This window comes from Lentibacillus sp. JNUCC-1 (assembly GCF_009741735.1).
In the GTDB taxonomy this organism is placed as follows: domain Bacteria; phylum Bacillota; class Bacilli; order Bacillales; family Amphibacillaceae; genus Lentibacillus_B.
Genome location: NZ_WHOH01000003.1, coordinates 1345741 through 1367958 on the forward strand (window position 1 = coordinate 1345741; position 22218 = coordinate 1367958).

Here is a 22218-nt window from a genome sequence, read left to right on the forward strand (position 1 = left end):
TTACATTACCCGTTTGAACATCTTCTCAAGTTCATATGATGTGAAATGGATGATTACTGGGCGCCCGTGTGGGCATGTGTATGGGTTCTCGGCTTTGCGTAAACTTTCCAGTAGGTGCGTCATGTCTGTGATATTTAAATGATGGTTGGCCTTGATTGATCGCTTGCATGACATCATTATTGCAGCTTCTTCACGTATTGTTTCGATATCCATCATATCTTTTTGCATGATTTGTTCCACCATATCGCGAATGATTGACTCTTCCTGTCCTTTTGGGAACCAGTTTGGGTGGGAGCGAATCACATAAGATTGGGGTCCAAATTCTTCAAAGTAAAGGCCGATGGCTTCCAGCTTGGATCTGTTATTATCGATAAAGATTTTTTCCTGACCTGAAAAATCAAATGTTAGAGGAATCAGCAAGTCTTGAAGTTCATTTTCTGGTTTGCCCAACTGTTTCTTGAAATGTTCATATTTAATACGTTCTTGGGCAGCATGCTGATCAATCATATATAAGCCATTATCGTTCTCAGCGAGAATGTAGGTGCCATGCAATTGTCCAATCGGATACATGGGCGGGACACGTTGAGCATCTTTCACCTCGGATTCTTCATGTGCCTGAACAGTTGGTTCTGGCCATGTATGTGGTTTTTCTTGAGGTGTCTTGGACTCCGGCTCCCAAGCATATTCGATATCAGTCTTGTTCGTTTGAATAGGCTCCTTATGTGAGGATGTATCGTTTAGAGATGATGCTGGATCCTCTGGCTCTTCTTTTTCAAAGCTGTGTCGTTTTGTCTCTTCAAACACAAACTGCGGCTGAACAGACCGCGGTTTTTCCCGGGGGGTATGCTGCATTTCCGGAATCAAATTTGTTTTCTGTAATGTTTGTTTGATGGTTTCCTGTACTAAGGCTTCGAGTTCTTTTTCTTTGCTGAAGCGTACTTGTAATTTTGATGGATGCACATTAACGTCGACCAGAACCGGATCCATATCAATTGCCAGAACGACAATAGGATGCCGTCCAATTGGAAGCATTGTATGATAACCCTGTGCAATCGCTTGTGTTAGACGATAATTTTTGATGTAACGCCCGTTAATGATCATCGTAATATAGTTTCTTGAAGCACGGGTTAATTCCGGTTTTCCAATATATCCTTTTAAGGTGAAATCTAAGGAAGTGTTTGCTACCGGAAGCATTTGCCGGGCTACTTTCATCCCATATACATTTGAAATGGCTTGGAGCATATCGCCTGAACCAGTTGTGCGGAACAGCTGGTTTCCATTATGAAACACCTCGAAACGAATATTCGGGTGAGATAATGCAAAACGATTCAACAGTTCTGTAATATGACCGAGCTCTGTATGAAGGCTTTTCATATATTTTAATCTTGCCGGTGTATTAAAGAACAAGTCTTCAACCACCATCTCTGTGCCTTGTCTTGCATCGCTTTTTGTCTTGCCAATAACCTTGCCCCCTCCATCGTCAAGGTCGTTCCGGCTTGATGTCCTTCAGAGGACTTAACCATTATACGACTAACCGCAGCGATACTCGCCAGTGCTTCACCGCGAAAACCGAGTGACCGCACATGGAAAAGTTCAGCCTCACTTTTTATTTTACTTGTAGCATGACGTAAAAACGCACGTTCAACATCTTCTTCAGACATGCCCCTTCCATTATCCACAAGTCGAATTTTCTCCAGGCCTGCTTCAAATGTTTCAATCTTAATCCATGAACTGTCTGCATCGATGCTATTTTCTACAAGCTCTTTGATTACAGAAGCAGGTCGTTCAACCACTTCCCCGGCTGCTATTTTATTGGCAAGGCTGTCAGGCATTAAAATAATTGACATGTATACCTTCCTTTCAACCTATTAAACTTTTGATTTTTTAACACGTTTTTGCAAACGATATAAAGCGTTCATCGCATCCATCGGTGTCATATCAAATAAGTCCATATCAGCTAATTGTTCTGCAACCGCTTGTTCTTCTCCAGATATTTTACCTTGTTTTGGTTTCGTCTCTTCAACAGGAAATAAAGTAAGCTGGGCTGATTCCTGTTCAGGTTTTTCTCCGTTTTTTTCGAGTTTATGCAAGATAGATGTAGCGCGTTCAATGAGAGCATCAGGTAAATCAGCTAATTTAGCAACATGAATGCCGTAGCTTTTATCAGCCGGACCATCTTTAATTTGATGAAGAAATACAACTTTGCCCTCGTATTCTTCTGCTTTAACATGAATGTTTTTCAACCCGGACAATTGGTTCTCAAGACTTGTCAGTTCATGGTAATGGGTTGCAAATAACGTTTTTGCTCCAATTTGGTCGTGAATATATTCCACGATTGCCTGGGCAAGTGCCATGCCATCATAAGTGCTTGTCCCGCGTCCGATTTCATCAAGTAAAATCAGGCTATTCTCAGTAGCATTGGCAATGGCATGCCGTGCTTCCAGCATTTCAACCATGAAAGTGCTCTTGCCAGATACTAAATCATCAGCCGCACCGATGCGGGTGAATATTTGATTGAAAATGGTCAGGTCAGCCGATTCACAAGGGACGAAACAACCAATCTGGCCCATGATAGAGATGAGTGCGAGTTGTCTCATATACGTGCTTTTACCCGACATGTTCGGACCGGTAATAAGCAGCATATTACGTTCGCCATCCATATAAACATCGTTAGGCACATAGATATCATCGTTCATGACCTGCTCTACTACGGGATGGCGCGCTTCTTTGATTTGAATTGTATTTAAAGTGAAGTTTGGCCGTGTATAGTGATTGGTTTCACTAACAGTTGCAAAGGCTTGAAGAACGTCGATCTCACTGACTTGTTCTGCAAGGTCCTGCAGATCTTTAATATAAGATTTAATCTCATCTCTAATCTGGATAAACAGTTCATACTCAAGATCAATAATCCGATCTTCAGCTTCAAGGATCAGTTGCTCCTTTTCTTTTAATTCCGGTGTGATAAAACGCTCGGCATTGGTTAATGTCTGTTTGCGTTCATATCGCCCCTCAGGAAGAATATGCAGATTGGCTTTAGATACTTCTATATAATATCCGAATACTCTGTTATATCCCACCTTCAGAGATCTAATACCGGTATCCTCTTTTTCCCTCTTTTCAAGAGCAGCAATCCATTCTTTTCCATTACGTGAAGCATCTCTATAGGTGTCAAGCTCATCATGATACCCGTCTTTGATCAGCTGGCCCTCTTTTAGAGAGATTGGCGGGTTAGGATTCAGGCTCTCTTCCAGCAGATTAAGAACATGCTCGGGATATGTAAGCTTTGCGCCAAGCTCTTGAATCTTCTGGCTTGGAAACTGACCAAGCGTGTGTTTAAGATCAGGAATTTTTTGAAGCGATTGTTTGAGCTGTAATAAATCCCTGGCATTAACATTCCCAAAAGAAACACGTCCTGCTAAACGCTCAAGGTCATAAATATTTTTCAAGCGTTCTCTCAATGTATCTCTTTCCATAAATCCTTCCATAAATCCTTCAACATAATCCAAACGCTTTTCAATGGCTGCTTGATTTAAAAGTGGTCGCTCAAGCCATTTTTTCAGTTGTCTGGACCCCATTGCTGTAATGGTTCGATCGAGCACCCAAAGCAGGCTGCCATGCCGCTTCTTCTTCATGAGTGTTTCTGTGAGCTCAAGATTGCGTTTAGAGTACATATCAAGTGTCAAATAATCTTTCAGTGTGATCATTTCAGCAGGCTGTAAATGATCAAGAGAACGTTTTTGAGTATGTTGAATGTAATTTAACAGTCTGCTGAAAGCTTCCATGAGCCGATGATCATGAATATCTTGGCATAGAGCGCGGTATTCAGCATTAAATGTGGTCTCATCTTGAAAGGAGAGCATAATGTTTAAGGTATTCCTGAGATCGTCCTGCATATCTTTTGGCAAATCAGAAGATACAACGATCTCCCGGATTTGTCTATTATACAATTCATGAACCACAGCACTCCAACCGTGATCAATTAAAACGAGTGTGTTCTCACCCGTAGACAGGTCATTATAAACAATTACGAAAGACTGATCATTAAAATGTGATAAACTTGCGATGTAATTGTTTTCTTTCTCATTTAGCATACCTGATTCCATGATGGTTCCCGGTGTGATTAACTGAATGACTTCGCGTTTAACCACGCCTTTTGCAACCTTTGGATCCTCCACTTGTTCACAAATGGCAACTTTATAACCTTTCTCAACAAGCGTTTTGATATAATTCTCAGCTGAATGGTAGGGAACACCGCACATGGGGACGGCGTCTTTTTTACCAGAATCCCGTTTTGTCAGCGTAATTTCAAGTTCGCGTGCAGCTTTAACAGCATCGTCAAAAAACATTTCATAGAAATCACCTAGACGAAAAAACAAAAAAGCATCCTGGTGTTCTGCTTTAATCTTTAAATATTGCTGCATCATTGGTGTTTGCTTTGACATCGTTAACCCCCGGCAATCCATTATAATTCTGTCTGATTTAATAGCTTCATTATATCATAGATGACAAAACGAAGCCGAATGATCGTCTGCTTTCTGACAGCTTGGCCAAACGCAAAATAAAAAATCTGCGAGAGAGAAGCCTCTCTCACAGAACGTTTAGTCTTTATGGGGAAAGAAATTCGGATTGACATCTTTTAATTCATCATCGGTTAACTCAAAATCCCATTCGTCATCATCTTCTTCATGAGCATATTCTTTTGGAGCAACCTTTACATAAATCTTTGTGTCGCCAATGACTTGAACAATAAATTCCCGCTCAACCTCAACGTTGATTTTGTGATCATCTTTGGAAATGCTGCACTCCAGGCAATTGGGTTGCTGTACAACTTTGGCCACAACATCAAAGTCATCGCCGATGCACTGCTCATCCTTAACGGATAATGGCACATAATCACAATACGTGATGCGTTCTGTCACGACCTCTGTTTTGGTGTTGTCGTTGAAAGAATACCAGACGTTTATGTCGTAACTGCCATTGATTTCCACTGTGTCTTCCGATATCTTCTTGGCGTTGTAGAGGTGGTTGATGACCCAGCAGCCTAGAATACTTGAAGGCCTGTGGGAAGGTGAAATGGTATGGGTTGCTTGTGTGAACTTGCGCCCTTTCCCGCACACTGCTCTTGTAATGACCTCTCTATATTGTTTATCCAAAAAACTCATATCGCGTTTACCTCCTCTTTTTCATAGTCATATTATGCAAGGCAAACACCTAAAGTGCATACTTCACATTTAAAGAGGTAAATACGGCTGAGGTAACAGGATAAAAACACCCGGATGAACAGATCATCCGGGCAGTGATTATTTAAAGCTGCATGCTGTGCTATTGGCCACTTTCGATCCTGTTTCACCTGATAGCAAGTCGCCTCCAGTGGATCTAATGACATGGTTGGTCACTTCTCTTGCAATGGTTCCTGACACCAACTGAAGAACGTCATTCACAAGCAATTGAATGTCCTTGAATTCTTTTACAACGGGGATTTCATCCAATTCAGTTTGCAGACGATCAATTTCTGCTTCAACTTTTTGCAATGCTTCTGTCTTTTCATAGGCCTGAAAGTTGACAGCTTGCTTTTGTAACGCTTTGATACGCTTAATCATTTGCTGAACTTTTTGATTGCTGTTGAGTTTTGCCTCGACCTCTTTAAAACGATCAATTTCTTCCATGTTGGCCATCATATTTGCCAAATGTTTGGCTTCATCAAGGACTTGCTTACGTGTATATTCTGCCATGTTATTTCGCTCCTATCGTTTGTTCTGCCATGACGCCGTCAAGAGACCACGTTTTGGCTTGTGTGATGGTGACATCGACAATCTCACCTATGGCCGATTTCGGACCTGTGAAGTTAACCAGTTTATTCTTTTCGGTGTAGCCGGCGAGAACATTAGGGTCTTTCTTGCTTTCACCCTCAACGAGTACTTTAACCGTCTGTCCGGCATATTTTTTCATGGCTTCGGCTGATTGGTGATTAACAAGTTCATTTAGGCGGTAAAGTCGTTCTTTTTTTACGTTTTCAGGCACATCATCTTTCTTGCGAGCAGCAGGTGTACCGTCGCGTGGTGAATAGATGAAAGTATAAGCTGATTCAAATCCGACTTCCCGCACGAGTGACATTGTCTCCTCAAACTGTTCTTCGGTTTCATTAGGGAAACCGACAATGATATCAGTGGTCAGAGTGGCATTTGGGATCGCTGCACGGATCTTGTCGACCAGTTCAAGATAGGATTCCCGTGTGTATTTCCGGTTCATTTTCTTAAGCACTTCGCTCGATCCGGATTGTACAGGCAAGTGAATGTGGTCCAGCAGGTTGCCACCTTGGGCAAGCACTTCGATTAAATGGTCATCAAAATCCCGTGGATGTGATGTTGTAAAGCGGACACGCGGAATATCGATTTTATACAAGTCATTCATAAGATCGCCAAATCTATACTCCCGGTCATCAAAGTCTTTACCATACGCATTGACGTTTTGGCCAAGTACAGTAATTTCTTTGTACCCTTGTGCTGCCAAGTGGCGGACTTCCTGAATGATATCCTCGGGGTGTCTGCTTCGTTCTTTGCCTCTTGTCATAGGTACGATGCAATAGGTGCAGAACTTATCACAGCCATACATAATATTAACCCATGCTTTAATCTTTCCGTGACGGACTTTTGGCAGGTTCTCGATAATGTCCCCTTCTTTGGACCATACTTCGACAACCTGCGCCTTTCCGAACATGGCTTCTTTTACAAGATGTGGCAGACGGTGAATGTTATGCGTTCCAAATATTAAGTCGACATGCTGATGTTTTTTCAAAATCCGGTTCACGACTGATTCTTGTTGGGACATACAGCCGCAAACACCAATGATCAGATCAGGATTTTCAAGTTTCAAAGGTTTTAAATGGCCAATCTCACCGAAGACTTTGTTTTCGGCATTTTCCCGGATCGCACATGTGTTAAGAAGGATAATATCAGCTTCTGACGTTTCTGAAGTGGCTTCATAGCCCATTTCTGTAAAAATACCAGCCATGACTTCAGTATCATGCTCGTTCATCTGACAGCCATATGTTCTGATCAGAAACTTTTTACCTTTCCCAATCTGTTTCATTTCATCGGGAATGGTGAAATCGTAATGAACTTCCACATGTTCCCGACCACGCTTTCTTGCTTTATTAATATTGGGTGGTTCATAAGTGGTTTCAAAGTATTTGGCAAAATCAGCGGATGTCTTTTCGGATAATGACTTATCCTGATCGGATACAGGTCGCGGATCACTGATTTGAGCTTGTTCTTTACGCTGCTTTTCGTTCATTATGACACCTCTTTTTCTTTATATAAACATTTCTTTAATGAACAATGTAGTAAAAGACCTAATTATAAATATAACAATAAACACCTGCAAACCGCAACCCTAAACATTATTAAACGAACATACAACAAGATATCTGTGGCAAAATTGTAACGATATCAACAAGCTTTGATACCAATAAAAAAGTACCGCCCAAAAGTGACGGTACTTTTTTCTTAAAATTGATTATCTTGGTTCTATAATCAATTTAATGGCAGTGCGCTCTTCCTCGTCAATCATGATGTCAGTAAAAGCAGGGATACATATCAGATCTACACCACTTGGAGCAACAAATCCACGTGCAATGGCAACCGCTTTAACGGATTGGTTGAGTGCTCCTGCGCCAATGGCCTGGATCTCTGCCTTGCCGCGTTCCCGTAATACATTTGCAAGTGCGCCCGCTACTGAATTGGGATTTGATTTTGCTGAAACTTTCAATACTTCCATGCCTGGTACCTCCTTTTGATATTGCCATTCTATTGTCAATATATTCTCGAGACCCATGCCTTATTACAGTATTATGAAGCAATCATGAAAGTTTGGTTGGATTTCATCCAAAGAAAGGGTGATCGTCATTGATTAATATTCGTTCAATGTGCTTTGCTTTGCCTGTTTTCTCATCAATTTGTATAAAAACACCATTTAATTGACTCCTTCCCTTTTTGTCAATATCAAAACGTGCGGGCAATTGTGTAAGAAACCGTTTGATTACTGTTTCACGCTCTACCCCCAGAATACCATCGTAAGGCCCGGTCATGCCCGCATCACTTATATATGCTGTTCCTTCCGGTAATATTCGTTCATCAGCAGTTTGTGTGTGTGTATGCGTGCCCACGACCGCACTTACCCTGCCATCTGTATACCAGCCAAAAGCTTGTTTTTCACTTGTGGCTTCACCGTGAAAATCAATAAAAATAATCGGCGTGCGTTTTTGAGCTTCAGCTATTAATTCATCAGCTATTAGGAATGGGTCATCCAGTGGCGGCAAAAAGGTTCTGCCTTGTAAATTGATAACAGCAACCTCTGTTCCATTAATATTTGAAAACGTTAGTCCCTTTCCGGGCGTTCCTTCCGGGAAATTCGCTGGTCTGATCATATGCTTGGCATCATCGATGAAATCAAAAATCTCTTTTTTATCCCATGTGTGGTTACCCATTGTAATAACTTGGGCGCCCGCATCCAGGAATTGTTTGTATATTTTTTCTGTAATACCTTTTCCCGATGCTGCGTTTTCACCATTAATGATCGTTAATTGGGGGCGATATTTGTCTTTTAACTTTGGCAGATAATGTGTAATCATATCCCTGCCCGGCGAACCTACTACATCTCCGATAAATAATATATTCATGAATTTTACCATCCTTTATATGGATTAACAAAAATGCATCAAATCGTAAATAAAGCATGTGACCGACTATGGTTCAGCTGGTCACATGCTTTTGGATGTCATTGCTATTTAGCGTATTCAACTGCTCTTGTTTCTCTGATGACGGTTACTTTAATGTGACCTGGATAGTTTAGCTCGCCTTCGATCTGTTTTCGGATGTCACGCGCAATGCGGACTGACTCAAGGTCATCAATCTCTTCAGGTTTGACCATAATACGAATTTCACGTCCTGCCTGAATCGCAAAGGATTTTTCAACACCCTTGAAGGACTCAGATATTTCTTCCAATCTTTCAAGGCGCTTAATGTAATTTTCCAGTGTTTCACTTCTAGCTCCCGGACGCGCAGCTGATAAGGCATCTGCTGCCGCAACCAGTACAGAGATAATAGAAGTTGCTTCTTCATCACCATGGTGTGAAGCAATTGAATTAATGACCACTTCATGTTCTTTGTATTTCATTGCAAGTTCCTTACCAATTTCCACGTGACTGCCTTCAACTTCGTGGTCAATAGCTTTCCCAATATCATGAAGCAGCCCGGCTCTTTTGGCCAATGTCTGATCTTCACCAAGTTCAGCAGCCAGCAAGCCTGACAACTGTGCAACTTCCATGGAATGTTTAAGGACGTTTTGACCATAGCTTGTCCGGTACCTTAGACGTCCGAGAATTTTGATCAGATCTGGGTGCAGCCCATGAACACCAACTTCAAAGGTTGTCTCTTCACCAATTTCACGAATATGATCATCGACATCTCTTCTTGCTTTGTCCACCATTTCCTCAATTCTGGCCGGATGGATTCTGCCGTCCTGCACAAGTCTCTCAAGTGCCATTCGGGCAATTTCACGACGAATTGGGTCAAAGCCTGACAAAATGACCGCTTCTGGTGTATCGTCAATGATCAAGTCAATTCCTGTCAAAGTCTCTAATGTTCGTATGTTGCGGCCTTCACGTCCAATAATGCGGCCTTTCATTTCATCGTTCGGCAGGTTGACGACAGAAACAGTCGTTTCAGCTACATGATCGGCTGCACAGCGTTGCAGCGCAAGCGAAAGAATGTTTTTGGCTTTCTTGTCAGCTTCTTCTTTGGCGCGGTTTTCTGCTTCCTTGATCATCAAAGTCGATTCATGAGCAAGGTCTTTTTCAATACGTTCCAGAATGATTTGCTTTGCCTGGTCGTTTGTAAGTCCTGAAATACGCTCCAACTCTGTTTGCTGCTCTTGTCGCAACTCTTCCACTTTGCTTTCCATTTCTTCAATTTGTTGTTGCTTGTCTGCTAACGATTGTTCCTTTTTTTCCAACATGAGCTCACGCTTATCCAGCGTATCACTTTTCCTGTCCAGATTTTCATCTTTCTGCATCAGTCGATTTTCTTGCGTTTGTATCTCTGAACGTCGCTCACGAAGCTCATCTTCTACCTGCTGGCGAAAGTTATGGTTTTCTTCTTTTGCTTCCAGCATAGCTTCTTTCTTGGCTGCATCTGCATTTCGATGTGCTTCATCAACAATTTGTTTTGCAAGACTTTCCGCACTGGATATTTTGGCTTCTGCAATGGACTTTCGGATCAGATAACCAACAACAATACCGACGAATAGGGTCAGCAAAATGGAGATGATAATAGTTGTTAGATCCACGAATTCACCTCCCATTGCTATAAAATTGTCAAATTCTTTATTGTCGGCATATACCATTTCATAAAAACAAAAAGAATGAATGGACGTGTATAATTCATTAATATAATTATACATGTCAATTTTAATTGTCCACGCCCATAAAGTCAAGAAAACGTCAAAAAGACCCTAATAATTATCTACCATATTTTTCATGCGTCTATTGAAAGACCAAGTCATAATCTAAGTAAACTGCGAACTAATTAGTTAGATCTAATTTGGGGTTTTATGACTGCCACTGGCAACCGCTCGGGGAAAACACTCCGCGTCCGGTGGGCGCTGATGAGCCTCCTCGCGCTGCGCGCTCCGGGGTCTCATCTAGGCTTTTGCTCCCACGGGAGTCTCCGTGTTTTCCCCGAGCTAGATATGAGAGGTTATTCTCTAACTCTTATGTGAGTAGAACCGTCCAAGCCTCTGAATTACATAGAGTGATTGGAGCGGAGGGAAGTCGACTCCTGCGGGAACAGCACGAGTCCGAAGACCCCACAGCGTTACATTAAGGAGGGTCGACTAAGATCGCCCTTTGCGGACAACGTCGACATACCCCTTGCCGGGGCAAGGAGGCTGAGGCCGTGCCCGCGGCTAGAAGACACTGTGAAAGTGTTTTACTTGAGCAGATGTCGCACTTGAGCTGTTATAAAGTGAAAGCGACTTCCCGCAGCGCAAATCACGATACTCTCATTGTGGTGGTTAGTTGCCAGAAGTAGTCATTTCAAGTTTTCGTTAGTTCGCAGTTTGTGTCGACTATGTAATGGTGAGAATGTTTTTCTTTTAGGGCAGGAGGTTATATAAAAAACCTCTGTCTACTAAAGACAGAGGCTTGTGTATTATTGTTCGACTTCTTCTGACTCTTCTGATCCATCTGCTTCAACTTCATCCAATTCATAGTGCTGTCGGATTGCATGATGAATTTCTTGGTGCATATCCTTGTTCTCTTTAAGAAATTGTTTGGCATTTTCTCGGCCCTGCCCAAGACGTTCTTCATTATATGAATACCATGCGCCGCTTTTTTGGACGATATCAAGTTCTGAACCGATATCGAGAACTTCACCTTCAGAAGAGATACCTTCTCCATACATGATATCCACTTCTGCCTTTTTAAATGGTGGCGCGACTTTATTCTTAACAACTTTGATACGTGTTCTGTTACCAACAATATCATTACCTTGCTTCAGTGATTCGGCACGACGGACTTCAAGACGAACTGATGAATAAAATTTTAATGCACGGCCGCCTGGTGTTGTTTCCGGGTTCCCAAACATGACACCAACTTTTTCTCTGATCTGGTTAATGAAAATGGCAGTTGTTTTGGATTTATTAATGGCGCCGGATAATTTTCTTAAAGCTTGTGACATGAGTCTTGCCTGCAACCCGACGTGGGAATCTCCCATTTCGCCTTCAATTTCCGCTTTTGGAACAAGGGCTGCGACAGAGTCGACAACCACAATATCCACGGCCCCGCTCCTGACAAGTGCTTCGGCAATCTCCAAAGCCTGCTCACCTGTATCGGGCTGTGAAAGGAGCAATTCTTCTATATCGACGCCAAGCGCCCGGGCGTACGTCGGGTCAAGGGCATGTTCTGCATCAATGAATGCCGCTTGTCCACCTTGGCGCTGGGCTTCTGCTATAGCATGTAGGGCGACAGTTGTTTTACCGGAAGATTCTGGTCCGTAAACTTCCACCACGCGTCCTCTAGGGTAACCGCCGATACCAAGGGCCACATCCAACGCCAATGATCCGCTTGGAATGGTGGCAATTCTTTGTTCGGCCTGTTCACCTAATTTCATTATAGATCCTTTGCCAAATTGCTTTTCTATTTGTCTTAATGCCATATCTAAAGCTTGTTTTCTATCACTCACAAAGCCTACCTCCTTTTTCAACTAAGTCTATCATACCTTGTTTTATTCATTTTGCCAAGCATAAAACGAATAAGTGTTCTTATGTTTTTGGTGTTGATTTATAGACAAAATTCATTTTTTTGTCCTCAGTATTTGTTAAAAATCAGTACTTACAGCGACTGTGTCTTTTACTTTAAAGTTTTATATAAAATTTCCATACCTTTAATCACTGTTTTTTGTCTAATCTTGTCCCGATCACCTTCTAAAGATAATGATTGAACTGTATTTTCCCTATTCTTATGGGAGATGGCAATATACACGGTGCCTGCTGGTTTATTTTCCGAAGGCTCAGGACCTGCTACTCCAGTAAAACCAATCCCGATATCTGTTTCCAGAGCAGTTCTTGCACCAGAAGCCATTTCAAGTGCGCATTGTTCACTGACGGCTCCGTATTTTGAGAGTGTTTGTTCAGAAACACCAACCAGTGTCTTCTTTTGATTGTTTTGATAGCAAACAATACCGCCTGAACATACCGCAGATGCTCCGGGAATACTGATGAGCTTTGAGGTGAATAAGCCTCCAGTTAAACTTTCGGCGGCTCCAATCGTCATACCAGTTTCTTTAAGACGTTCAATTATAACAGATTCAAGTGTATCTTCATCACACCCAACATAGTAGTCGGTTAGTCTGTTAACAATGTGTGATTTTGTTTCATTGATCAATTTAGCAACTTCTTCTGTTGTTTCGGCTTTGGCTGTCAAACGGATCACATTGCCCTCTAACTGGGAAAGAGGCGCTATTGTCGGATTATGTTGATTCGAAATTAAGTCTTTCAATTCATGTTCCAGTTGTGACTCGCCAATACCCGTAAACTTCAAAATGGTGGACTTAATCGTCGTGTTACTACCGGAAAGACGCTTAATGTATGGTTGCACATCATCTAGAAACAGCCGTTTCATCTCTCTGGGCACCCCGGGTAAAAACACCCAAATACATTCATTTTGTTTGAGCATCATCCCTGGGGCCATTCCGGCGGTATTATCAAGAACCTCTGCCCCTTCGAATACTCGGGCTTGGCGACGGTTATTCGGCGTCATCACCATGTCTCTTTTTGCAAAATAGGATTCGATTTTTTTAGGGATGGTTCGTGCTCAATGATCGGTACATTGTTTAACGTACTAAATGCCTCACGAGTCATGTCGTCATCCGTTGGTCCAAGTCCGCCTGTAACAATCACAAGACGGGACCGTTTCTGTGCTGAAGCAAATGTTTCCTGAACCCTTTCAGGATTATCCCCAACAACACCGTGATAAAGAACATTTATCCCATATTGAGCGAGTTGTTGTGATAACCACTGAGCATTTGTGTTGGCAATTTGCCCAAGCAGGAGTTCCGTTCCAACAGCAATAATTTCTGCATTAATGGATGTTGTCATTTGGAATCACTCATCACATGCCAGTTCTTCATAAAATACTCAACTCCAGACCAAAATGTTAAGATAGCGGCAATATAAAGCATAATTGTTCCAAAAGGTATGCCTATATATGAAAACGGAAAGTTATGCAGCAATAAAACAGCAGTTGCTAAAAGTTGAGTAACTGTTTTTAGTTTTCCCATGCTGCTTGCTGCCAGAACAATCCCCTCGCCGGCCGCGACAAGCCGTAGTCCTGTTACTGCAAACTCTCGGCTCAAAATAACAATAACTATCCAAGCAGGTGCCAGTCCGGTTTCAACTAGTAAGATTAATGCTGCAGCTACGAGTAACTTATCAGCGAGAGGGTCAAGAAATTTCCCAAGATTTGTCACGAGATTGTGTTTTCGTGCGTAATAGCCATCGACCCAATCGGTAGTAGCTGCCAAAATAAATAACAAAGCAGCCAGGAAATGCGAAATGGGCAAACTTGCGCCGCCAATATCCCATTCTCCAAACCCAAGCGGGATGCTGTACAAGGCAATAAAAATAGGAATCATAATAATACGGGATAAAGTTAATTTGTTTGGTAAATTCACTGTTTGACGCCTCCTGATTAACGTATACAGGACCCTTCCAAAACAGGACTATGGTCAAGGAAGGGTCCGTTCAAAATCATTCTGTTTAGTTATTAGGGTTTATTGTTATATTTTGAACAACATACTCATTTGGATCAGCTGGATATTCTAACGCCTCACCGTTTATTTTGATTGAGACATCAGGTGCATGGCCGATCTTTATGAAAACACTCTCTTTTCCGGAAATATCAAGTTCCAAAGGGGAATTGTCCGCATCAAAGAAATCGTAATACATCGATTCGCCTCCATCACTTTCGACGGTCAACCATGTTCTGGCTGTCGTCTCAAGTGTGGCTGTAACCTTATCCGGGGCATTTTTTAAATCAAATACAGCTGTGGCTTGACCGCCTCCTGATTGTTCTTCAACCAATTCAAGCTCAGCTTCAGGTTCAGATGGTTCCTCGCTTTTTTTATCTTCATTTGTATCCTCTTTAGTTTCGCTGCTGTTCTCATTGGTATCGTTGGTCTCCTGATCTTCTTCAGAAGGCTGCTCACTTTCCTGGTCTTCATTCAAAATCACTTGGTTATCTCCTGGTTCTTGGCCATTTTCAGAAGAAGAGTCTGATAATGACTGTTTAAGGAAATACCAGGCAGCAAAAAGAATCCCAATAATCAAGAGCACGACAATAATTCTTGGTATTAATGCAAATACCGCTGAGCTCTTGGCCGGGGTTGTACTTTTCCGTGACCGTTGAATTTGTGTATATTGAGGTGTTTCTTCGGCTTCAGTTTGAGGTAGCTCTTCTTGATACTCCTCAAGCAATTCTTCAGCATTTAGACCAACAGCAGTGGCGTATTCTTTTATAAATGCTCTTGCATAAAACGTTCCAGGTAAAATCCCGAAGTTTTCATCTTCAATGGCTTGCAAATACCGTTTTTGTATCTTTGTTGTTTCTTGCAGCTCATCAAGCGTGATACCTTCTGTCTCACGCGATCCCTTTAATCTGGTACCAATTCCCATTTTAACACCGTCCATTTTTAGAAATCAATCAAACACGGAAAAGCCGTCATTTGGATTAAAGCCGGGCTGCTCAATGGCTTCATATGTGATTTGTTCGTCTTCAGTGCTTCTAAGCTCTATAATGTAATCAAAATCATCTATCTCATATTCTGTTGCTTGAACAAATATGTCAGGGTGTTCAACTACTTTGACTGCCGGTAGTTGCATGATTTCCCTGATTAGCTGCCAATGAACCTCATTTGCCCGTTTTTTTGATACGACCCCATCAATGATATAGATATGATCTCCGCTGTATTCGCCTTCTATCAATTGACTTCTGACAGTTTGTTTCAATAACGTACTGGACACAAATAACCAACGTTTGTTGGCACTGACACTTGCAGCGACAATTGATTCCGTCTTACCCACTCTTGGCATCCCACGAACGCCGATCAATTTGTGCCCTTCAGTTTTATAGATTTCTGACATAAAATCAACGAGTAAGCCAATTTCATCTCGGACAAAACGAACTGTTTTGTGATCGTCCGCATCGCGATGTATGTACCGCCCATGTCTGACGGCGAGCTTATCCCGAAGCTTGGGTTTGCGGATTTTCTTGACTTCAATTGTATTCATTGTATCCAGTATAGACGATAAACGCTGAATGTGTTCATCTTCTTTAGACAAAAGAAGCATCCCGCGGCGGGAATTTTCCACTCCATTAATTGTAATGATATTAATGGAAAGCATCCCTAGCAGCGAAGATATATCCCCCAGCAAACCAGGTCGGTTAATTTTTATTTCATATTCAAGATACCATTCTGTTTTCTCCATAATAAACCCCTTTACATGCTTCACTTATGGTACCCACTATAGCAAAAAGTAATCTCTTTCTATCATAGCTGATTTATGGCTTTGTGAAAAGTCGATTGTAACATTTATTGCAATAAAATCCCAGGTTTTCAAAAAAAACACGTTTCCATATCGGAAACGTGTTTTTGTGGAGGATTTTCATTTTCACTGATTTTGAACGAGTTTAACCATCGTGTTGGCAAGAGATTGTTTTTCTTCCTCAGAAGCAGCATTCCAGAGTTCAAGTAATACGGCTTCTTCACCATTTTTAGCGTCTACATGTTTTGAAAGATAATCTCCTATTTCATAGGCCACATTTGAAATGGTTTGTTGGTCCATCCCTTGAGATTGTGCTTGTTCTAATTTGTTGGACAAAAAGTCTTTCCATGTGTCGAAATTATCAAGAACTGACATCATTAATGCCTCCTTTTTGGTTTTGCACACTTATTGTTTGTACAAAAAGGCATTTTATGCGCGTTCCTGTGATAAACTTTTTAAGGATCCCAACCCCCAGTCACATGAATTGTATCATCAAGCAGGGTGCGCGAGGCCGTATCCGTTAATAAAAATGCCGCTGTTTTAGCCACGTCTTCAGCTGTACCGCCTTTTCTAAGCGGGATGTCATTGAATAAAACGTGCTTCTCATCTTCACTGAGGTGACGGTTCATCGCAGTGTCGATATAACCCGGACTTATATTTTTGACTATGACCCCACTGGACGAAACTTCCTTAGACAGCGCCTTGACAAAACTTCTTTGAGCACCTTTCACACTGGAATATACGACTTCCATGCTGGCCCCCACTTCTGCCCATATAGAAGTGACAAATAAAACATGACCGGCGTTTTTCTGAATCATGCCCGGTAACAGACCCTGAGTAATGAGCCATGGCGCTTTCACATGAAGCTTGAGCATCCGATCCATGATCGTCTCCGGTGTATCTTGGAAGAGACTGGTGTAGGCCTGCCCACTGGCAAAAATAACTGCATCCATACTGAATGCCAGAGCACTCAGCACATTTTTTGCGCTTGCTTCCATGGTTAAATCACTTTGGATCACCGAAAGTATACTTGCATCCTCTACTTGCTTTATAATTTGTTCAATTCCAACTCGATTAGTATTGTAATGCAGGACCAAATGATGTCCCTCTTTTGCAAGTTGGATTGCAACGGCTTGACCAATTTCTCCGCTTGCACCAACGATCAAAATATTCTTCCCCATTTTTAACTACTCCGTAACGATTTTACAAACGGCAATACGATCAGGAACTATCCAGTGTTCAAGGAACGATTGTGCTTCCTTGATTGTTAAGTCTTGGATCGTTTGAATCATATTAAATAAATCGATATCCTGCCGATTATAATGAATCAACTTATTAGCTGTGAATTCCAATGAGTTCAACGCCATAAGCCACTGTCCAATTTTTTTATTCTTCATGCGTTCAAAGTCTTCAGATGACAAGCTGTACTCCCTAGTGGACAAAAGTAGAGTTTTAACGCGTTCGGCAAACAGATCCGGATGATCCGTGTTTCCGCCGATAAGGGAATAACCGAAATTATGTTCCAGATTGGATTCGAAATAAAAGCTGGAATCAATCAGATCTTCATCATATAAAAGGTGATAAAATGAACCGCTTTTAGAAAAGAAATAATCAAGGAACATATTTTGCAACAGATCTTTTTTTACGAACGCTTCACCGGTAATTGCCTTGTTTGATTCTTTGACACCAACTGTACACTTAGGGGTTGATACAGGCATATTAAGCACATGTTCACTCATGGCGACGTGATCGGGCTCTTCCGGAAATGACTTGTGAATAGGTTCAGGCTCGGTGAACGTTTTGTTTGCCTGGTTTGACTGAATCAGTTTCATCATCCGTTCGGGATCAAAGTTGCCAGCAATAACGAGATTCATATTCGATGGATGGTAAAATGTGTGATAACACGTATATAGATCTTCTTTAGTAATCGCTCGAATAGTCGGTTCAGTACCGGCTATGTCAATGTTGACGGGGTGATGATGAAACATAGCTTTGATGGTTCCCATAAAAGATTGCCAGTCCGGTTGATCATCGTACATATTAATTTCCTGAGTGATGATTCCTTTTTCCTTTTCAACAGACTGATCAGAAAAATAAGGATTCTGGACGAAATCAAGGAGTGTCTTAACATTTTCTTCAATATTGTTCGTGGCGCTGAAGAGATAAGCCGTTTCTGTGAAAGAAGTAAAGGCGTTTGGAGAAGCACCTTGCTTCCCGAAGTCGGCGAATACATCATGATCTTCCTTCTCGAATAGTTTGTGTTCGAGAAAATGAGCAACACCATCAGGGACAGTGATGGGCTCACTTTCACCCAAAGGAATGAATGACCTGTCGATGGATCCATATTGTGTTGAGAAGACCCCATAGGTTTTTGACATTTCTGTTCTTGGAATAAGATGTAAGGTCAATCCATTGGGAAGCTGCTCATAATAGATGGTTTCAGAGATCTGTTTGTATTGGTGTTCTTTCACGCCGACTCACCTCTTTCGTCTGTTAATAAGTACACTGTATCCAAAAATATGGGCTCTGCCACTTTGATGACGTCTGTCTTCGTGACAGCTTTTATTTGATCGATTAATTGCTCAGGGGGCAGTTTCGTGTCCGCCAACACTTGCTGATAGAGTAAATCAATCAAACCATGGGGGTGATCCATTGTCTCCAGAAGTTGATTGACCACCAAGTCTTTTGTTTGTACAAGTTCTTCTTGGGAGAAATCACCCTTCTTCATGGCGGTCAGTTGATCAGCAATAATTGCATTGGCCTGTTCAAAGTCATTTGGGTTGATTCCAGAAAATACAAGCATTAACCCTTTGTGACTTTCAATACGTGAGGCTGCATAATAAGCAAGGCTGTTCTTCTCTCGGACATTAATAAACAGTTTTGAACTCGGAAAACCGCCAAATAGTCCATTAAATACATGCAAAGCAGGATAAAGATTATCTTTATATGTGCAGTGTGTCCGATACCCGATATGAAGCTTGGCTTGTTGAACAGGCTGTTTGTCAATGATGGTTCTTGCTGGTTTTTCTGAATCCGGATGAGGCGCGATGCGTTCTTTGGGTGGCCTTTCAGTATGCCCATTTCTGAATGTACGAGCCAAAAGGTCTTTTATCGATTCAGTATCCACGTCACCCAGTATATAAAGATCGAAGTCATCGCTTATGAGCATTTCCTGGTAGTACTGATACAAGTTATCAGACTGAATATCATTCAGATCTTCTTCGTACCCGTGGACGTGCAAATGATAGGGATCCCCTTCGCACATCTCATCGATAAGCCGCATATTGGCATATTGCATTTTGTCATCTTGAATCGCTATCATTTTCTTTTTAAGAGTTGCTTTTTCTCTATTTAAGATGTTGTCTGAAAAAGCTTCGTCTGTTGTGTTTGGATCAAAAATGATATCACGAACCAATTGCAGGGTCTCCTCCAACGCAGTGGATTCCCCTTGTATATACTTCTGATTCGCTATGTCAAGCCTTAATGTCAATACATGATGGTTTCCTTTTTTAGCCCCGCCCAAGGAAAAGCGTGCTCCGTATAAAGCATCTAATTTAAGCTGCAATGCACGTCTTGTAGGGTATTTGTTGGGACCCTGGGCCAAGACATACGGGAGCAAAGCGCGCTTGGTTATCGTTTCCCGAGATAGTTCACCTTTTATTTTTAAGACAATGCTGACTGTTTTAAACGCTTGATGCGGGACAATGTGGTACCGGATGTTATTTTCTTCAAAAATGGTTTCCATGTGCATCCCTCCAACTTACGTTCTAGTCTTTACAATGGATGTTAATTTAATTCCAAGCCAATTACGAGGTTTTTTCTTCGGTGGTTTGAGATACGAGAACAGTCCTTGGTTTGCTGCCTTCATAAGGGCCCACAATCCCTCTGTCTTCCATCGCATCAATAAGGCGTGCTGCACGGGTGTAACCAACCCGGAAACGCCGCTGCAGCATGGAAACACTCGCTGTTTCCATTTCAATGACAAGCTTAACCGCATCGTCGAACAATTCATCATCCACTTCTTCAACAACTTCACTCGTTTCTTCCGGAATCATTTCCTCTTGGTAGGAGGCTTTTTGCTGCTCTATGCAATGATCAACGATACGTTCGACTTCTTCATCAGATAAAAACGCACCCTGAACACGCATTGGTTTCGAAGCGCCGACTGGCATAAATAGCATATCGCCGCGTCCAAGGAGCTTTTCAGCTCCGCCGGAGTCCAGGATTGTGCGGCTGTCCGTTTGAGAAGACACGCCAAACGCGATTCGAGATGGGATATTGGCTTTGATAATGCCGGTAATGACATCAACAGAGGGACGCTGAGTTGCAATAATCAAATGAATCCCTGCTGCTCTCGCCATTTGAGCGAGCCTTGTAATCGCATCTTCTACATCACTTGAGGCAACCATCATTAAGTCTGCCAGTTCATCGACTAAAACAACGATATATGGCAATAACGGCTGTGCTTCTTCTTCCTCTACTGTCTGATTATAGCGTCTGACATGCTCATTATACCCTTCAATATTACGGGTACCTGTATCTGAGAATAAATCATAGCGCCTCTCCATTTCAGCCACAACTTTTTTCAAAGCTCTTGCAGCTTTTTTAGGATCCGTTACGACCGGTGCAAGCAAATGCGGAATGCCATTATATACATTCAATTCAACCTTTTTAGGGTCAATCATCATCATTTTGACTTCATGTGGTTTGGCACGCATCAATATGGTCGTAATAATGCCATTGACACAGACACTTTTACCACTGCCGGTGGCACCGGCAATAAGCAAATGAGGCATTTTATTCAATTCTGCAATGATTGAATCACCCGAGATATCCCGTCCAAGCGCGAAAAGCAGTTTCCCGTTCTGCCTGGGGTAATGGATTCAAGAACTTCCCTGAGTGACACCATGGCAACTTCCTTGTTTGGAACTTCAATTCCAACAGCGGACTTTCCTGGTATCGGTGCTTCGATTCTTAAGTCCCTTGCTGCAAGCGCCAGTGCCAGATCATCGTGAAGTCCAACAATCTTGCTCACTTTTACACCTGCTTCAGGGTAAACTTCATATTTAGTTACAGCTGGTCCGACATGAACCTTGGATACTTTAGCTTTAACACCAAAACTCTGGAATGTACGCTCAAGCTTACGGACAATACCTTGAATATGCGATTTCTCCTGTTGCTGTGAACCCTGTTCAGGTTCGGTGAGCAGTTGCATTGCCGGAAGCGTATAGTCATGGTTTTCTGTTTCAGTCATCGGCAATGTTTCCGTTAAGTCTGTTTCACTTTCAGCTGAATCAACAGGCTCACTCTGACCGGTATCAACATTTGAATTTTGTGCAGATACGTCACTATGTGCATAAGCTACATCAGTGAAATCCTGAATAATCGGATCATCCTGCACAGCTTCTGCTGTTGCGGGCAGCTCTTTTTCGTCTGGAACATCAAGTGCTGCTTCTTCTTTCTTCAATTTCCGCTCTTCACGAGATGATTTTATTTTCCCGCTCAACGAAGTGAGATAGTTTTTAAGTTTAAGAGACAGTTTGCCGAAAAAATCCCCCAATGAAAACTCAGTAAGGAAAATCAGACCGACCAAAACTGTGAAAACTGAAACGATTTTAGCACCCGTCAATGAAAACAAATAATAAGAGAACGCAAATAATATGGCACCAATCATGCCGCCCCCAGTCTGAGACCCTGTCCCTTCTCCTTGTACGAAAGCTATGAAATTGGTCCATGTTGCTTTTAATATCGATGTATCGTCACTCGTCAGTAGCAAGCGATCAAAGGTCTGGATGTGGGTAAACAGCAATGTTCCGAAAAATACAATCAAAAACCCAATCATTTTTTTATGCTTAAAATCAGGATATCTTCTTTTGACTAGTAATGTTATCCCAAAAATCAATAAAAATACTGAAGCAACAAAATACCAGATCCCTAAAAAGAATCGGAAAATGTGCTCAAGACCGCCTGGTATGACGCCATCACTAATGGCACTTGCTCCACTGCCGAATATCGCTAGGAAAATAAATAATAGACCAAGCAGTTCAAATTTTACTTGCTTTTTTAGTGTGCCTTTTTCTTGCGGCGTTTCTTTTTCGCCATTGTAACTTCACCTCTGCT

Annotated in this window: 17 protein-coding genes and 2 pseudogenes; all 19 read right to left on the reverse strand. The window is 41.9% G+C overall.

Annotation, left to right across the window (positions count from 1 at the left end):
- Positions 1–1847, reverse strand: a pseudogene (mutL, locus tag JNUCC1_RS17410) (DNA mismatch repair endonuclease MutL).
- 21 nt (positions 1848–1868) lie between these two features.
- Positions 1869–4442 carry a DNA mismatch repair protein MutS gene (mutS, locus tag JNUCC1_RS17415; protein WP_156646918.1) on the reverse strand — a complete coding sequence of 858 codons (2574 nt, stop codon included), beginning with the start codon at positions 4440–4442 and terminating at the stop codon, positions 1869–1871.
- Between the two features lie 156 nt (positions 4443–4598).
- Entirely contained in the window at positions 4599–5162 is a 564-nt protein-coding gene (locus JNUCC1_RS17420) for an outer spore coat protein CotE (RefSeq protein ID WP_156646920.1), read from the reverse strand.
- Between the two features lie 138 nt (positions 5163–5300).
- Positions 5301–5732, reverse strand: a complete 432-nt coding sequence (locus JNUCC1_RS17425; protein ID WP_156646922.1) for a RicAFT regulatory complex protein RicA family protein — start codon at positions 5730–5732, stop codon at positions 5301–5303.
- 1 nt (position 5733) lies between these two features.
- Complete coding sequence (gene miaB, locus JNUCC1_RS17430; RefSeq protein WP_156646924.1) at positions 5734–7293, reverse strand: tRNA (N6-isopentenyl adenosine(37)-C2)-methylthiotransferase MiaB; 1560 nt, start codon at positions 7291–7293, stop codon at positions 5734–5736.
- Between the two features lie 222 nt (positions 7294–7515).
- Positions 7516–7776: a stage V sporulation protein S gene (locus tag JNUCC1_RS17435; RefSeq protein WP_156646926.1), complete on the reverse strand. Its 261-nt coding sequence runs from the start codon at positions 7774–7776 to the stop codon at positions 7516–7518.
- Positions 7777–7879: 103 nt separating this feature from the next.
- Positions 7880–8677, reverse strand: coding sequence for a TIGR00282 family metallophosphoesterase (locus tag JNUCC1_RS17440; protein WP_156646928.1), 798 nt, complete (start codon positions 8675–8677; stop codon positions 7880–7882).
- 104 nt (positions 8678–8781) lie between these two features.
- Positions 8782–10359 (reverse strand): ribonuclease Y, encoded by a 1578-nt coding sequence (rny, locus tag JNUCC1_RS17445; protein ID WP_156647180.1) that lies wholly within the window; start codon positions 10357–10359, stop codon positions 8782–8784.
- A gap of 848 nt (positions 10360–11207) precedes the next feature.
- Complete coding sequence (recA, locus tag JNUCC1_RS17450; RefSeq protein WP_331713857.1) at positions 11208–12239, reverse strand: recombinase RecA; 1032 nt, start codon at positions 12237–12239, stop codon at positions 11208–11210.
- Positions 12240–12406: 167 nt separating this feature from the next.
- Positions 12407–13315: a CinA family nicotinamide mononucleotide deamidase-related protein gene (locus tag JNUCC1_RS17455; protein ID WP_231784265.1), complete on the reverse strand. Its 909-nt coding sequence runs from the start codon at positions 13313–13315 to the stop codon at positions 12407–12409.
- Positions 13315–13653, reverse strand: coding sequence for a molybdopterin-binding protein (locus tag JNUCC1_RS18870; RefSeq protein WP_231784266.1), 339 nt, complete (start codon positions 13651–13653; stop codon positions 13315–13317). Before JNUCC1_RS18870 ends, JNUCC1_RS17455 begins: the two co-directional genes overlap by 1 nt.
- Positions 13650–14228 carry a CDP-diacylglycerol--glycerol-3-phosphate 3-phosphatidyltransferase gene (gene pgsA, locus JNUCC1_RS17460; RefSeq protein ID WP_331713858.1) on the reverse strand — a complete coding sequence of 193 codons (579 nt, stop codon included), beginning with the start codon at positions 14226–14228 and terminating at the stop codon, positions 13650–13652. The genes JNUCC1_RS18870 and pgsA overlap by 4 nt, the downstream gene beginning before the upstream one ends.
- An 85-nt stretch (positions 14229–14313) precedes the next feature.
- Positions 14314–15243 (reverse strand): helix-turn-helix domain-containing protein, encoded by a 930-nt coding sequence (locus JNUCC1_RS17465; protein ID WP_231784267.1) that lies wholly within the window; start codon positions 15241–15243, stop codon positions 14314–14316.
- A 9-nt stretch (positions 15244–15252) separates the two neighbouring features.
- The gene (locus JNUCC1_RS17470; protein ID WP_156646931.1) at positions 15253–16041 is read right to left on the reverse strand and encodes a DUF3388 domain-containing protein; all 789 of its coding nucleotides are present in this window, start codon (positions 16039–16041) and stop codon (positions 15253–15255) included.
- A 183-nt stretch (positions 16042–16224) separates the two neighbouring features.
- Entirely contained in the window at positions 16225–16473 is a 249-nt protein-coding gene (locus JNUCC1_RS17475) for a DUF3243 domain-containing protein (protein WP_156647183.1), read from the reverse strand.
- 80 nt (positions 16474–16553) lie between these two features.
- The gene (ymfI, locus tag JNUCC1_RS17480) at positions 16554–17279 is read right to left on the reverse strand and encodes an elongation factor P 5-aminopentanone reductase (protein ID WP_156646933.1); all 726 of its coding nucleotides are present in this window, start codon (positions 17277–17279) and stop codon (positions 16554–16556) included.
- A 6-nt stretch (positions 17280–17285) separates the two neighbouring features.
- A complete protein-coding gene (yfmH, locus tag JNUCC1_RS17485; RefSeq protein ID WP_331713859.1) occupies positions 17286–18569 on the reverse strand; it encodes an EF-P 5-aminopentanol modification-associated protein YfmH in 1284 nt (427 codons plus the stop codon).
- Positions 18566–19843: an EF-P 5-aminopentanol modification-associated protein YfmF gene (yfmF, locus tag JNUCC1_RS17490; protein ID WP_156646935.1), complete on the reverse strand. Its 1278-nt coding sequence runs from the start codon at positions 19841–19843 to the stop codon at positions 18566–18568. Before yfmF ends, yfmH begins: the two co-directional genes overlap by 4 nt.
- A 61-nt stretch (positions 19844–19904) precedes the next feature.
- A pseudogene (locus JNUCC1_RS17495) lies at positions 19905–22200 on the reverse strand (DNA translocase FtsK).
- Positions 22201–22218 lie beyond the last annotated feature (18 nt).

Bases quoted from the DNA above. Each gene is read 5' to 3' on its own strand.
- JNUCC1_RS17470 (WP_156646931.1), bottom strand. From the start codon at position 16,041: ATGGAGAAAACAGAATGGTATCTTGAATATGAAATAAAAATTAACCGA.
- JNUCC1_RS17465 (WP_231784267.1), bottom strand. From the start codon at position 15,243: ATGGACGGTGTTAAAATGGGAATTGGTACCAGATTAAAGGGATCGCGT.
- JNUCC1_RS17440 (WP_156646928.1), bottom strand. From the start codon at position 8,677: ATGAATATATTATTTATCGGAGATGTAGTAGGTTCGCCGGGCAGGGAT.
- rny (WP_156647180.1), bottom strand. From the start codon at position 10,359: ATGGGAGGTGAATTCGTGGATCTAACAACTATTATCATCTCCATTTTG.
- ymfI (WP_156646933.1), bottom strand. From the start codon at position 17,279: ATGGGGAAGAATATTTTGATCGTTGGTGCAAGCGGAGAAATTGGTCAA.
- JNUCC1_RS17425 (WP_156646922.1), bottom strand. From the start codon at position 5,732: ATGGCAGAATATACACGTAAGCAAGTCCTTGATGAAGCCAAACATTTG.
- JNUCC1_RS17455 (WP_231784265.1), bottom strand. From the start codon at position 13,315: ATGACGCCGAATAACCGTCGCCAAGCCCGAGTATTCGAAGGGGCAGAG.
- yfmF (WP_156646935.1), bottom strand. From the start codon at position 19,843: ATGGAAACCATTTTTGAAGAAAATAACATCCGGTACCACATTGTCCCG.
- JNUCC1_RS17475 (WP_156647183.1), bottom strand. From the start codon at position 16,473: ATGTCAGTTCTTGATAATTTCGACACATGGAAAGACTTTTTGTCCAAC.
- mutS (WP_156646918.1), bottom strand. From the start codon at position 4,442: ATGTCAAAGCAAACACCAATGATGCAGCAATATTTAAAGATTAAAGCA.
- JNUCC1_RS17420 (WP_156646920.1), bottom strand. From the start codon at position 5,162: ATGAGTTTTTTGGATAAACAATATAGAGAGGTCATTACAAGAGCAGTG.
- JNUCC1_RS18870 (WP_231784266.1), bottom strand. From the start codon at position 13,653: ATGACAACATCCATTAATGCAGAAATTATTGCTGTTGGAACGGAACTC.
- JNUCC1_RS17435 (WP_156646926.1), bottom strand. From the start codon at position 7,776: ATGGAAGTATTGAAAGTTTCAGCAAAATCAAATCCCAATTCAGTAGCG.
- miaB (WP_156646924.1), bottom strand. From the start codon at position 7,293: ATGAACGAAAAGCAGCGTAAAGAACAAGCTCAAATCAGTGATCCGCGA.